Origin of the sequence: Alteromonas sp. RKMC-009, from assembly GCF_003584565.2 — a bacterium.
In the GTDB taxonomy this organism is placed as follows: domain Bacteria; phylum Pseudomonadota; class Gammaproteobacteria; order Enterobacterales; family Alteromonadaceae; genus Alteromonas.
The window spans coordinates 3,572,266-3,585,058 of record NZ_CP031010.1 but is presented as its reverse complement, the minus strand read 5'-3'; the positions used below and the strand labels follow the sequence as shown (position 1 = coordinate 3,585,058).

The following is a 12,793-nucleotide window of genomic DNA, read 5'->3' as shown; positions in this document are numbered from 1 at the left end:
CTGTGAGCCCGCCGGCGGAGTTCAGCTTGCAGGCATAAAAAAAGACTGCTGATTTCTCAAGGCAGTCTTTTCGTTTATTACCGGCGCGTTTTAAGACAAACGGCCTTTAAAATCTTCGTAGCTGAACTGACGGATCAGATCAAAGGTTCCGTCTGACCGCAGAATACCAATCCCCGGATGCTCAACGCCGTTGAAGAAAGTGGTTTTCACCATGGTATAGTGGATCATGTCTTCAAACTGCAAACGGTCACCAATTTCCAGCGGTTTATCAAAGGAATAGGTGTCAATCACATCACCGGCCAGACAGGAGTTGCCGCCTAAACGGTAGTCGTGAGCTTTTTCGCCCGGCTCACCGGCACCCAAAATGGCAGGACGGTAAGGCATTTCAAGAACGTCCGGCATGTGTGCAGTGGCGGAAATATCAAGAATGGCAATTTTGCCTTCATTCTCAACAATATCGACTACTTCGGCGATCAATGGTCCGGTCTGCCAGGCAACGGCAGAACCCGGTTCCATAATCACATCGAGGTGAGGATAACGTGCTTTGAAGTCTTTCAGCGTTGCAATTAAATGCTCAACATCATAACCGGCACGGGTCATCAGGTGACCACCGCCCAGATTGAGCCATTTCAGTGATGGCAGCCATTTAGCGAACCGTGCTTCAATGGCCTTCAATGTGCGCTCAGTGGCGAAGGAATCACACTCACACAGGTTGTGACAATGAAAACCTTCAATACCTGTTAAATCCACACCTTCAAGCTCAGAAGCACGGATCCCCAGGCGGGAGCCGGGGGCAGCCGGGTCATATAACGGGGTATCAGCTTCCTGATGTTCAGGATTGATACGTAATCCCATGGATATGCCGCCCAGCGCTTCACGGTGGGTATGCCACTGATTGATGCTGTTAAACGAGATATGGTTGACCAGATTTTTCAGCTCAGCAATATCAGCCTGCTTGTAAGCCGGAGAGTATGCATGGACTTCTTTGCCCATCTCCGCGGCCAGTTTAGCTTCCCATACTGAGCTTGCTGTTGCACCGTGCAGGTAAGGTTTGATGATGTCAAAGCTGGACCACATGGAGAACCCTTTGAGCGCAAGAATAATACGCACGCCGGATTCATCCTGAACACGCTTCATCAACGTCACATTACGAATTAACTTTTCCTCTTCCAGCACATAACAGGGAGAAGGAATATCATTTCGCTGTGTTAAATCAGTCAACCTGTTGTCTCCAATTAACGTTTGAACGGACTTTCGTCACACTCAATAACATGCCACGGTAAACCGTGAATGTTCAGCTGCTCCATGAACGGATCCGGATCAAATTGCTCCATGTTCCATACGCCTGGTGCTTTCCACTTGTTTTGCAGCATCATCATTGCGCCAATCATTGCCGGTACACCAGTGGTGTAAGACACGGCCTGAGCGCCCACTTCTTCGTTACAGACTGCATGGTCACAGTTGTTGTAGATGAAGATAGTTTTCTCTTTGCCGTCTTTCACACCGGTAATGTAGGTACCGATACACGTTTGACCTGTATAGCCTTCAGCCAGTGAACCCGGGTTAGGTAATACGGCTTTCAGGAACTCCAGAGGGACAATTTTCTGACCCTGGAAATCAACAGGCTCAATGCTGGTCATGCCGATACCTTCAAGTACGCGCAGGTGGTTCAGGTAAGCATCACCGAACGTCATCCAGAAACGGGCACGTTTCAGGGTAGGGAAGTGCTTAACAATTGACTCCAGCTCTTCGTGGAACATGAGGTAAGATGCACGGACACCAATGTTCTGGTAATCCAGATCTTCACGTACGCTCAACGGATCGGTTTCTTTCCATTCGCCATTTTCCCAGAAACGGCCGCGCTGAGTGATTTCACGGATATTAATTTCAGGGTTAAAGTTAGTCGCGAATGCCTGACCGTGGTCGCCGCCGTTACAGTCAACAATATCCAGATAATGGATTTCGTCAAAGTAGTGTTTTGCAGCGTAAGCGGTGTATACGTTCGTTACGCCCGGATCAAATCCTGAGCCTAACAACGCCATAATGCCGGCATCTTTGAACTTATCCTGATAGGCCCATTGCCAGCTGTATTCGAATTTAGCTTCGTCTTTGGGTTCGTAGTTCGCAGTATCCAGGTAATCTGTCTTGGTTGCCAGACACGCGTCCATGATTGGCAGGTCCTGATACGGCAGTGCCAGATTGATCAGCAAGTCAGGCTTTACTTCGTTAATCAGTTTTTCAACTTCAGCAGCATTGTCTGCATCAACGGCATAAACCGCTTTTACGCGATCAGCTCCGACTTCTTTTTGCAGGGCTTCGCACTTGGATACAGTACGGCTGGCCAGATAAATTTCATCAAAATATTCTGGCAGGCGGGCACATTTTTTCACTGTTACAGCGGCAACACCGCCAGCACCAATAATTAAAACGCGAGACATATTTTTATTTCCCGTGACGTTAGGTAAATTTGCGCTGAATGCTAGCAGACATCAACTTTTTGGCAAGCAAAGTTAGCCGGTAACCAGCAATTTTTCAGCCCGGAATTGGCGGGGATACTACAATCTTTTTCCCGACCCGGAAGTAGGGATACAGTAGCATAGTTTCATCGCCGTTTGGATGACCGGCATTGATGGCAATGGCGTTGAGTTGTTTGTGTCTGTCTGTGGTAACGGTAGCGGCATATACCAGCACACTGTAGCTGTCGGTGTCAGTGGTGGTATCGATGATTCGCCATTGAAGCTGTTCGATAAGGTAACTTTCATTTTCGCCGTGGCAACGGTCGTCTGCAAACAGGCAGCCGACGCGGCCATCTTCATAAATTGCAGCAAAAGGATACAACGCGCTGCAGTGAGGAAGCATAAGTTCACAGAGATGAAGTGAGCGGTTAACCAGCAATTGCAGTGGTTCGGGCAATTGTTGCGGATTATTAATCAATCTGGTTCTCCTGATAAAACATGTTGATTTTTAAGTATAAAAATTCAACGAAAAAGATAACCCTGCACAAAGTCTTTTAAATGACAGAATATGTGCATTGAAACGGGGAAAATGCCCGTTCAGATCACATCACCGTGCGCCCTGAAGACCTCCAGTATGCACTAATAACACAGCAGAACCAGAGGAAAATTGACCGTTGGCAATCATATCTTTAACGGCAGCAAACATTTTCCCTGAATAGACCGGCTCAACAGGTATGTTGTAGCTGCGCTGCATATCATTACAAAACGCTTTCAGTTCTTCCGGCGCTTTGCCGTAACCACCGCAATGATACTGATGATGAATCTGCCATGCTGGCATTACGGTGTCCGGCGGAAGCAGGTTTTCTACCAGAGATTCAAGGTACGCTTCACCTTTCAGCACTGCAATGCCTGTTGCGCTCTGTGGTTTTTTTAGTGCGGTAATTAACCCTGCCAGGGTTGCGCCGCTGCCCACGGGGACGATGACATGGTCAAATTCCACATCACATTCTTCAACAATTTCTGCCACCCCTTTCAGCGCGAGATGCTGACTGCCACCTTCCGGAATGATTACTGAACCGGGATAACGTTGAGATAAAGCCGAGAGCCAGTCAGGATCATCCCGCAGTTTGTAGGTTTTTTTATCAACGAAGCGGATGTCCGCCTGCCAGCGATACAAATCTTCCAGCATGGGAGTAAGGCTCGTTGAGTAATCTCCCCGCACAATCGCCGTGAATGGCAAACCAGACAATGCACATAAAAAGCCGCAGGCATGAAGATGATTAGAAAAGCCGCCACCAAAACTGATGATGCGTTCACAACCGGCGGGCAGAGCATTGAAGGTATATTTCAGCTTCCGCCATTTATTACCGGATATGACCGGGTGGATGAGGTCATCCCGTTTTATAAACAGATTCAGTTTATCCGCACCCGGCCAGTCAGGGTGGAATGGTTGCAACGGTGAAGGCAGCAATAGCTCTCCGGTATCGTGCAGAGAAATTGGTGAGGTCATTAATACAAATTGTTCTGAACAGCTACATTAACAGATGTTAATGAATGATCAGGCCGGGTGCAAAGCTTGTAATCACTATTAGTTACCTGTTCCGGATAACGGAGGTTTCCCATGTTTACGAAAACGGCCGGTGCGCTGGCTTTATCTGTATTTGTGTATTCTGCCGCCGCAGAACCAGTTTCTGAGCCAGAGGGAGACTTCTGGCCGGACAAAGCAAAACTGGCCGGAGAATCACGGCTCAGCTATCTGTTCTGGGATGTATACGACATCAGGTTGTTTACCGCTGACGGTAGTTGGCAAGACAAGCGCCCGTTCGCCCTTGAACTCACCTACCTGCGCGATTTTAACGGCAAAGACATTGCAGAGCGGTCGGTGAAAGAGATGAAGGGGCAGGGGATCTCTGATAAAGCCGTTCTTGAACGTTGGGAAAAGGAAATGAAAGCGCTGCTTCCCGATGTTGAAGAGGGTGACCGCCTGACGGGTGTGGCTGACAGTCAGGGAAATACACAGTTTTATTATAACGACGAACCGCTGGGCAAAGTTGAGGAAGAGGCGTTTACTGACGCATTTTTTGCTATCTGGCTGGCGGAAAACACCTCAGAGCCTGCAGTTCGCAAAGCTCTGACCGGAGAGAGAAAATGAAATCAGTCTTACGTATTTTACTTGCTGTTACTTTTGCTACAGGACTGGCAGGTTGCGCCGGCGCGCCTGAAGGCGATACCTACCGTCAGCAAACGCCCGCATTCGATTTGTATCAGTTTTTCAGTGGTGACGTTAAAGCCTGGGGCATTGTGCAGGACCGTTCAGGTGAAGTGGTGCAGCGCTTCATTGTCGACATAAACGCCCGTCAGGAAGGCGATACACTTATTCTTGAAGAGGCCTTCACTTATCAGCTCGGTGACGGCGTGAAAAAGCGCACCTGGCGCATTACTCCGCAGGGAAATGGCCGGTACGCCGGTGAAGCGGGCGATATTCTGGGAACCGCAAAGGGCACCAGTTACGGCAATGCCTTCAACTTTACCTACAGCATGGATTTGCCTGTTGACGACACCACCTACGAAGTTGCCTTTGATGACTGGTTTTTTGGCATGTCTGAAGACACCATGATGAATCGTTCTTATATAAAGAAATTTGGCATCACCATGGCGGAAGTGACTATTTTTATGCAGAAACAATAGAGCTTTATAACTGCAAATTTCTGCATGCTGTTCTTTACCTGTTCTATACCGGTAAGTGGCGACTGAAATTTCAGTCGCCACCTGACTGCGCTTTAATGTGAAAGAATAGTGGCACTTACTACAGTTCCGGTGGTAGCGTTCTATCAGTTCAAATTAACCCCCGCAAAAGTACAAAATGAAACTGAATGAATACGGACAGCCTGTTGGCGATGCTTTGCCAGACTGGCAACCTGTGGAGCCGCCTGCAGCATTGCGCATTGATGGCAAGTTTTGCTGTCTGGAACGCCTCGACGCACAACGTCATGCTGAAAGCCTGTATCATGCTTTTCAGCAAAATGAAGATGGACGAAGCTGGACCTATTTACCTTACGGGCCGTTTGAGTCATTGCGGGAATACCGCGACTTCCTGCTCGGCATAGAGGCTAAAAAAGATCCTTATCACTTTGCCGTTATCGACAAAGTATCAGGTCATGCAGCCGGTACCGTTTCTCTGATGAGAATCGATGTGACAAATGGCGTAATCGAAACCGGCCATCTGATTTATTCACCTTTGATGCAGCGCACGGCGATTTCTACAGAAGTGATGTCGTTGCTGCTTGAATATGTGTTTATTACACTCGGATACCGCCGGCTGGAATGGAAATGCGATGCATTAAATGCCCCGTCCAGAGCAGCAGCGGAGCGTTTCGGCTTTACCTTTGAAGGCATTTTCCGACAGATGCTGGTCACACAGGGGCGAAACCGCGATACCGCATGGTATGCAATCCTGGATTACGAGTATGCAAAAATGCGGGCCGGATATGCAGCCTGGCTTGCGTCTGATAACTTCGATGCAGCAGGGCGACAAAAGCAAAAGTTAGCTGAATTTCTTCAAAACTAAAGGCTTGTGCCTGATGGCTGTTTAAGTTCCTCCGTGTGCCGGGTTTATCCCGTAAAAACAGAGACCGGTACATAAACTGGCAAAAGCTTTCCCTCACCGGCAGGCGGAGAAGGGAAGCTTTTGAGATTAGGGCAATACCCCCTTACTAAACAGCTATCACAGCTGCCCCGGTGTACTACCTGCACCGGAAGCATTGCGGGCGATGTTATCGGGCAAGGCATAAGCTATGACATAGTCACCCACCGGCGTTTCCATAAAATGGTGGCCGCCGGCCATGATCACCAGATACTCTTTGCCGTCCTGTTCATACACCATCGGATTGGCCTGAGCGCTGGTGGGAAGTTCATCCTGCCATACCGTGCTTCCGGTATTTATGTCGATAGCACGGATAAGCCCGTCAGTGGCTGCTGCAATGAAAATCAAATCACCGGCTGTCACCACCGCGCCACCGTTGTTTGGTGTGCCGATATTGATTGGCAGGTGAGAGGCAATGCCGAACGGACCATTATTACGGGCGGTACCAAGAGGTCTGTCCCACAGGGTTTTGCCGGTGGCGATATCAATGGCACGGATCCCGCCGTAGGGCGGTTCTTTACACAGTAGGCCGGTAAATGGCAGACGCCAGCCAGCATTCACATCAATACCGTAGGGCGTGCCTACCTGAGGATCGCCTGCACCTTCAGCGCCGCCTGCCGGACCACCGAACTTTTCATTCTCTTCTGCACGGGTCAGCCAGCCTTCTTTATCAACTATGTCGCGGGGAACGAGTTTGTTATACATGGGCATATCATTGTAATTGGCAATCATAACGCCGCGCTCAGGGTCGATAGCTATGCTTCCCCAGTCAGAGCCGCCGTTGTAGCTGGGATACTGGATCCAGCGTTGATTGACAGTGGGAGGCGTATACATACCGTCATAAGCGGCTTCCTGAAACTGGATGCGGCATGCCAGTTGATCAAATGGCGTGATCCCCCACATATCCTGCGCTGTCAGCGGTGGTTTGCGCAGAGCGTGATATTCACTTACCGGCTGCGTGGCTGAGCGCTCTTCCGGCTCAACACCACCCTGAGCCACTGGTTTTTCAGTCACCCCGGTGAGAGGCTTGCCTGTTCTGCGGTCAAGCACATACAAATCGCCCTGTTTGGATGGCAGCATCAACGCAGGCACCGTACCGTTTTCAACAGGGAAGTCGAGCAGAGTGACCTGAGAACCTAAATCATAATCCCACACATCGGCATGCACGGTCTGAAAATGCCAGACGGGCTTACCGGTGTTTACATCAATAGCGACCAGTGAGCTTGAATATTCATGCTCTTCTTTGCGGCGCATGGAGCTGTAGTAATCAGCAGTTGAGTTACCCATAGGCAAATAAACCAGACCAAGTTCGTTGTCGCCCGTACCTGTAGTCCACATGTTCGGTGTACCTCGGGTATAGGTTTCACCCTCAGGAGGAATGGTGTCTATGTCCGGGCGAACCATATCCCATGCCCATTTCAGTTCGCCGGTCACTGCATCATAGGCCTTAATGACGCCGGACGGTTCGTAGCGGGCTTGTCCGTCGATAACCTGATGGCCGGTAATAATCACTCCCTGAACAATGTTAGGTACGCCGGTAATGGCTACATAACCGTCGGGAGTTTCCCCCATATGCTCCTTGATGCTTACCTGGCCGTGGTCGCCAAAATCTTCGCAAGGTTTGCCGGTATCTGCATCCACTTCGATAATACGGCCGTCCAGGGTGCCTTCGACAATGCGGGCTTTACAGGTTGTCTGTCCTTCTGTCATCGCACTGGCCGGTGTGTCGTAGTAAGCCACTCCGCGGCAGGCGGCAGTGTAAGGAATATCTTTTTGATCCAGTCCGGCATCGTACTTCCAGATTTGCTTACCGGTTTTACTATCCAGTGCAAACATATTGTTCAGGCCTGAGCACAGATAAAGCCGGTCGTTCACTTTGATAGGCGTGGTTTCCGCTCCCCAGCTTTTTACGTCCATCTCGCCGGTTCTGAACTCCCAGGCACGGGTGAGTCCGGACACGTTACCTGTATTAATTTGTGTGAGGGGAGAGTACCGGGTAGCAGCATTATCGCGTCCGTAGGCCGGCCAGTCTCCGCTGGCAGGTTGATCCGCTTTATCAAGCTGACCGGTGTAAGTTGAAAATGAGGTTTTTGCTGTAGCGGGAACGGCATCATATTGATTAAAGCCGTAGGGAACAAAAGCGAGGGCAAAGGCTACAACAAAAATTGCCACAGATGCGCCGGCATACGTGTAAGACAACGTCTTACTGAATGGTTGTTTTAACCGGGGCATGGTTAAGGCGACCAGGAGCGCCAGCACCATCACCACATCAAGCCTGGGTACCCAGCGCCAGTAGTCCAGCCCCGATTCCCATGCGGACCATAAACCAGTGCCCAGCACAACCAGGCCATACATCCACACACCGGCACGTGATTGTCTGGCCAGAAGAAATGCAGATATCAGCATGCCAATACCCGCAAGAAGATAGTACCAGCTGCCACCTGCGGCAGCGAGCCAGCCACCGCCAACAAGCAATGGCAGACCGCATAAAACCAGCAGGGCAGACACAAATAATGTGTACTTGCTGGCAGAAGTCTGACTGGAAGTCGTCACAGTAAAATCCTTCTTAAAAATTGTAAGAAAAGGCCTCTGATGCAGAGGTCTGAAACAGTGCGCGCACAGAACGACGCGACGGGAAGCGGGCATGCACTCAGATGTTGCGGTTGCCCGTTACAATTTTCGTTACGGCACGGTGGTGTTTTGGTTCAGCGGGCAGGTCAGAGATAGATGATCAGTACAGTTATTACGCTTAACAGCATCTATACGACTAATAGCTTATATCGTAGTGTTATCCAAATGTTAACTAAAGGTTCTCGTTGTTACTTCTTTTCTGTGCTTTGTTAACGCAGGTTTCCCCGTTGCTTATTGTCCGGCGACGACCATTTATGTTCCTGAATGTTTACTTTGTGTTTATTTTTTCAAGTTATGTTAACAATTGACGGGTGGTGTTTGCTCTAGGATGGCTTTTTTCTTAAGCCAGACATGCGGAGAAAGTATGGGATCAGGTAGCGGGTTTACAAACCCATCTTCAAATCATCAACAGCCTTCAACTTCCGATTACGCAGAACAACACAAGCCTTCTTCAGAATTTTCAAGCAGGGATGAGTACCTTGAGCGTGAGTTACAAATCATGTCTCCTAAAAGGTGGCGGCCGAATTTGCCGTTCAGAGATTACCGCTTTGAGTGGGAAGACACGATTCCGGCACTCGCCGGCACCATTGGTAAGGTGGTGATGGTCGGTGCCATTGCTGCCACGTTTGCCGGTCAGTTGGGGCTTGGCGATGCATTTATCCTGGAGAACGTGCGTTACGAGCTGGTGATTGTGGCGTTCTTCATTTTACTGTTTTCCGGCTTTTTACTGCCCACCGCAAACCTTGCCGGTACTCATGGTCCGCTTATCCCGCTCATCCCTATAGTGGTTGCAGCCGGCGGACATCCTATGGCATTCGGACTGCTCATCGGGATCTTCGGCATGCTGCTGGCTATCAGTAAAGGCGGCAGTTTGCTGGCTAACCTGACCAGCAAAGGGGTGTGCGGGGGACTCCTGCTGTACCTGGGGTTCATCGGCACTACCTCGCAGGTGAAAAAGTTATTTGCATGGGCGCAGGGCATAGATATGGCGCATATTGCCTTTGTGGTAATACTCAGCACAATTGTACTCTATGCTTTACTTGAACACTGGAAGAAGCGCTGGCTGGCAGTGCCGCTCAGTTGTCTGCTTGGCGGCGGGCTGGCCTTTATGCTGGGCGCACCGTTTGAGTTTCATACCTCTCCGGGGCTGCCTAATATGAATCCGGCATACTGGTGGGGAGAAAACACCGGCTGGATGCTGGGCTTGCCGGGTATTGAGCAGTTCATCGTGGTGCTGCCTTTCGCAGTACTGGCTGTGGCAATGTGGTCACCGGACTTTCTGGGACATCAGGTGTTTCAGAAAATCAGCTATCCGGCAAAGACTGAAAAAGTACAGATGAACATTGATGACACCATGGTGAGTGCTGCCACCCGTCAGGTAGCCGGATCACTCATGGGAGGCGCTAACTTCACTTCTTCCTGGGGGACGTATATTGTTCCTGCTGCTATTGCCAAGCGTCCTATTCCCGCCGGCGCTATCTTAACGGCGCTGTTCTGTGTTGCTGCAGGGCTGCTGGGTTATCCCATGGATCTTGCTATCTGGGAGCCGGTGCTGTGTGTTGCACTGATTGTGGGCGTATTTGTGCCGTTACTCGAAGCGGGTATGGAAATGACCAGAGAAGGCAAAACCACCCAGTCGGCAGCTATCGTGGTATTTGCCTCATCACTGGTGAACCCTGCATTCGGCTGGTCACTTACCATGTTACTGGACAATCTGGGCTTAATCGGATGTAAAGAACGCAGCGCGGAACTGTCAAAAATGAACCGCTGGATCATTCCCGGCATCATGTTCGTTGTTCTGACCGGTGTGATGGCGCTCGTCGGTTTGCTACCCGGCATTCCGGCTATTTTGAATCACGGCTGATTAATCTGCTGACGGGCGTTTTGCCTTTGTCTGCCGCAGGGGCAAACTCATCACAACACCGAACCCGCTGTGAGTACACAGCGGGTTATCGACAAACCAGAGCTTGCCATAGTGAAGGGATGTGACAGCACTGACCATGGATAAGCCCAGACCATTGCCGGGCGTTGTACGGCTTTGTTCTGCACGGTAAAAGCGCCGGTCGAGGTTTTCAAATTCGCGGGGAGGAAGGCCTTTCCCGGAATCAAAAACAGCGATGATGATCCGGTGTGAGGTTTTCATCAGGTTAACTTCAATACGGCAGTTATTTTTGGCGTGTTTCAGGCTGTTATCCAGTAAATTGCTCAATGCCTGAAACAGCAGGTGCATATCACCTTCAATTTCAACGGGCTCGATATTGCAGGTCAGAGATACCAGTTGATCTTCCACCAGAGGTTCGTATAAATCCACCACATCGGCAACAACAGTATGCAGGGCCACGTTGTCGAATCCGGCACGCTGCCGCTCACTTTCCACGTCGGCAATACGCAGCAGGCCGTTAAAAATAGCCAAAAGGTTGTCGGCTTCAGCCAGCGCCTCGTCCCGTAACTCCCCTTCATCCATGCGTTCCAGTTTGCTGCGTAAGCGGGAAAGCGGAGTGCGTAAATCGTGGGCGATATTGTCTGAAACCTGTTTGATATTTTTTACCGAGTTCTCAATCTTATCCAGGGTCTTATTAAACACGATTGCCAGTTTGCTTAAATCATCCCAGTTGCTGTCGATCTCCATGCGGGCACTGAGATCGCCGGTATCCATGATGTCGCTGGCCGTGTGAGACATGCGGTTGATTCTGTTCACCACATACAGAGCAACACCGAAGCTGAGTGCTGCAATCATCACCAGCATGACGGCGAAGATCCAGCCAAGAGCACGGCCAATTTTTTGTTTGCTGTACAGCGCTTCAACGTTGCGGGCTATAAAGATCTTATGATTGCCCAGAGTCACTACATCGTACAACAGGTTGCTGGCGTCCGGATTTTCTGTGCGCAGAGACATGTCTTCACGGAGATAATCAGGTAGCGACACCGGTACTATGGCCGGCATGGTGTCATTAGTCAGCGGGGGAAGCTTCGACAGGTTTCCGGCCAGAATGGTGTTGTCCGGTCCGAGCAATGCAAGGAGTGAGTCGTTGTCAGAACTGGCGGCGCGGCCTTCAAGGCTGGAGGTGAGGGCGCTAAGTCCGCCCTGTGCATAAATTTCACCGAATGCAAAACGCTCTGCGGCCAGGGCCGCGCGGGCTTCTGTAAGCAGTTTGTCGTCGTCAGATAACGACCAGAAATAAAGAATAAATAAAATGCCCGCAGAAGACAGGGCGGTAAATAATGCGCCTACCCTGAAGCTGGAACTGCGAGTAAACGCACCAATTGCTATCAAGCTATACCCTCTGAGATGCGGTAACCGGTACCGCGAACAGTTTCGATGAGGGGTATATTAAACGTTTTATCTACTTTTTGTCGTAACCGGCTGATATGAACGTCAATCAAATTGGTTTGCGGGTCGAAGTGATAATTCCATACCCGCTCCAGCAGCATGCTGCGGGTCACCACTTTTCCGCGGTTTCTCAGCAAACATTCCAGCAGCTGGAACTCTTTGGCCTGCAAATCGATTTCCGTGTCGCCACGGGTTACTTTCCGGCGCAGCAAATCCAGGGTCAGGTCGCCCACCGATAATTCCGTTTCTTTCGCGCTGGTGGCAGTGCGGCCGGTTAAGCCTTCAGCCCGCGCAAGCAGCTCTTCAATGGCAAAGGGTTTGGTGAGGTAATCATTTGCCCCTGAGCGCAAGCCCCGCACCTTATCATCAACCTGACTCTTGGCACTTAAAAGCAGTACCGGTAAACCGGAAGACGAAGAACGGATGTTATCCAACACCGTAAAGCCGTCCATCTCAGGTAACATGATATCTAATATGACCAGATCGAATTGCTCATCAAGGGCACGGTTTAGTCCGCTTTTACCGTCACTTTGATGAAAGCATTCATGTCCGGCCGACTCAAGACCATTGCGGATGTGATCTGCAACGGTGTGATCATCTTCAATTATTAATGCTCTCATACGTGTGGTTCTACCATCAGAAATGTCAGTAACTAATACGCCATAAACGTACTTGCCTGATCACCAGAATAATCGATTTCCAGTTAAATTTAGTCTTTATGACAATCTTTTA

At 50.0% G+C, this 12,793-nt stretch carries 11 protein-coding genes; 4 read left to right on the top strand and 7 right to left on the bottom strand.

Going from position 1 to position 12,793, the window contains the following annotated elements; all coding sequences use genetic code 11:
* Positions 1-90: 90 nt before the first annotated feature.
* The 4 genes from nspC to DS731_RS15890 all read right to left on the bottom strand — a co-directional run bounded on the left by nspC (position 91) and on the right by DS731_RS15890 (position 3,966).
* Complete coding sequence (gene nspC, locus DS731_RS15905) at positions 91-1,221, bottom strand: carboxynorspermidine decarboxylase (protein ID WP_119502262.1); 1,131 nt, start codon at positions 1,219-1,221, stop codon at positions 91-93.
* Positions 1,222-1,235: 14 nt separating this feature from the next.
* Entirely contained in the window at positions 1,236-2,438 is a 1,203-nt protein-coding gene (locus DS731_RS15900; RefSeq protein WP_119502261.1) for a saccharopine dehydrogenase family protein, read from the bottom strand.
* Positions 2,439-2,532: 94 nt separating this feature from the next.
* Positions 2,533-2,934, bottom strand: coding sequence for a hypothetical protein (locus DS731_RS15895; RefSeq protein WP_119502260.1), 402 nt, complete (start codon positions 2,932-2,934; stop codon positions 2,533-2,535).
* Positions 2,935-3,063: 129 nt separating this feature from the next.
* The gene (locus DS731_RS15890; RefSeq protein WP_119502259.1) at positions 3,064-3,966 is read right to left on the bottom strand and encodes a 1-aminocyclopropane-1-carboxylate deaminase/D-cysteine desulfhydrase; all 903 of its coding nucleotides are present in this window, start codon (positions 3,964-3,966) and stop codon (positions 3,064-3,066) included.
* 111 nt (positions 3,967-4,077) lie between these two features.
* Here DS731_RS15890 and DS731_RS15885 point away from each other — a divergent pair, with 111 nt between their 5' ends.
* The 3 genes from DS731_RS15885 (at position 4,078) to DS731_RS15875 (ending at position 6,024) form a co-directional block, all read left to right on the top strand.
* A complete protein-coding gene (locus DS731_RS15885) occupies positions 4,078-4,608 on the top strand; it encodes a chalcone isomerase family protein (RefSeq protein WP_119502258.1) in 531 nt (176 codons plus the stop codon).
* Complete coding sequence (locus DS731_RS15880; protein ID WP_119502257.1) at positions 4,605-5,144, top strand: DUF3833 domain-containing protein; 540 nt, start codon at positions 4,605-4,607, stop codon at positions 5,142-5,144. The genes DS731_RS15885 and DS731_RS15880 overlap by 4 nt, the downstream gene beginning before the upstream one ends.
* Positions 5,145-5,319: 175 nt before the next feature.
* On the top strand, positions 5,320-6,024 hold the full coding sequence (locus tag DS731_RS15875; protein ID WP_119502256.1) for a GNAT family N-acetyltransferase: 705 nt from the start codon (positions 5,320-5,322) through the stop codon (positions 6,022-6,024).
* A 156-nt stretch (positions 6,025-6,180) separates the two neighbouring features.
* Here the strand turns inward: DS731_RS15875 and DS731_RS15870 are convergent, their stop codons facing one another.
* Positions 6,181-8,652 (bottom strand): membrane-bound PQQ-dependent dehydrogenase, glucose/quinate/shikimate family, encoded by a 2,472-nt coding sequence (locus tag DS731_RS15870; RefSeq protein ID WP_232373384.1) that lies wholly within the window; start codon positions 8,650-8,652, stop codon positions 6,181-6,183.
* A gap of 442 nt (positions 8,653-9,094) precedes the next feature.
* Between DS731_RS15870 and DS731_RS15865 the strand changes: the two genes are divergently transcribed.
* Positions 9,095-10,594: a DUF3360 family protein gene (locus tag DS731_RS15865; RefSeq protein WP_119502254.1), complete on the top strand. Its 1,500-nt coding sequence runs from the start codon at positions 9,095-9,097 to the stop codon at positions 10,592-10,594.
* On the opposite strand, the gene DS731_RS15860 is transcribed toward DS731_RS15865, so the two are convergent.
* Together DS731_RS15860 and DS731_RS15855 are read right to left on the bottom strand one after the other, a co-directional pair.
* A complete protein-coding gene (locus DS731_RS15860) occupies positions 10,595-12,004 on the bottom strand; it encodes a HAMP domain-containing sensor histidine kinase (RefSeq protein ID WP_119502253.1) in 1,410 nt (469 codons plus the stop codon).
* Positions 12,001-12,681, bottom strand: coding sequence for a response regulator transcription factor (locus tag DS731_RS15855; RefSeq protein WP_119502252.1), 681 nt, complete (start codon positions 12,679-12,681; stop codon positions 12,001-12,003). The genes DS731_RS15860 and DS731_RS15855 overlap by 4 nt, the downstream gene beginning before the upstream one ends.
* Positions 12,682-12,793: the final 112 nt, after the last annotated feature.

What these genes read in the sequence shown, in the direction of transcription:
- DS731_RS15900 (WP_119502261.1), bottom strand. Translation starts at nt 2,438, where the DNA reads ATGTCTCGCGTTTTAATTATTGGTGCTGGCGGTGTTGCCGCTGTAACA.
- DS731_RS15890 (WP_119502259.1), bottom strand. Translation starts at nt 3,966, where the DNA reads ATGACCTCACCAATTTCTCTGCACGATACCGGAGAGCTATTGCTGCCT.
- DS731_RS15885 (WP_119502258.1), top strand. Translation starts at nt 4,078, where the DNA reads ATGTTTACGAAAACGGCCGGTGCGCTGGCTTTATCTGTATTTGTGTAT.
- DS731_RS15880 (WP_119502257.1), top strand. Translation starts at nt 4,605, where the DNA reads ATGAAATCAGTCTTACGTATTTTACTTGCTGTTACTTTTGCTACAGGA.
- DS731_RS15875 (WP_119502256.1), top strand. Translation starts at nt 5,320, where the DNA reads ATGAAACTGAATGAATACGGACAGCCTGTTGGCGATGCTTTGCCAGAC.
- DS731_RS15865 (WP_119502254.1), top strand. Translation starts at nt 9,095, where the DNA reads ATGGGATCAGGTAGCGGGTTTACAAACCCATCTTCAAATCATCAACAG.
- DS731_RS15855 (WP_119502252.1), bottom strand. Translation starts at nt 12,681, where the DNA reads ATGAGAGCATTAATAATTGAAGATGATCACACCGTTGCAGATCACATC.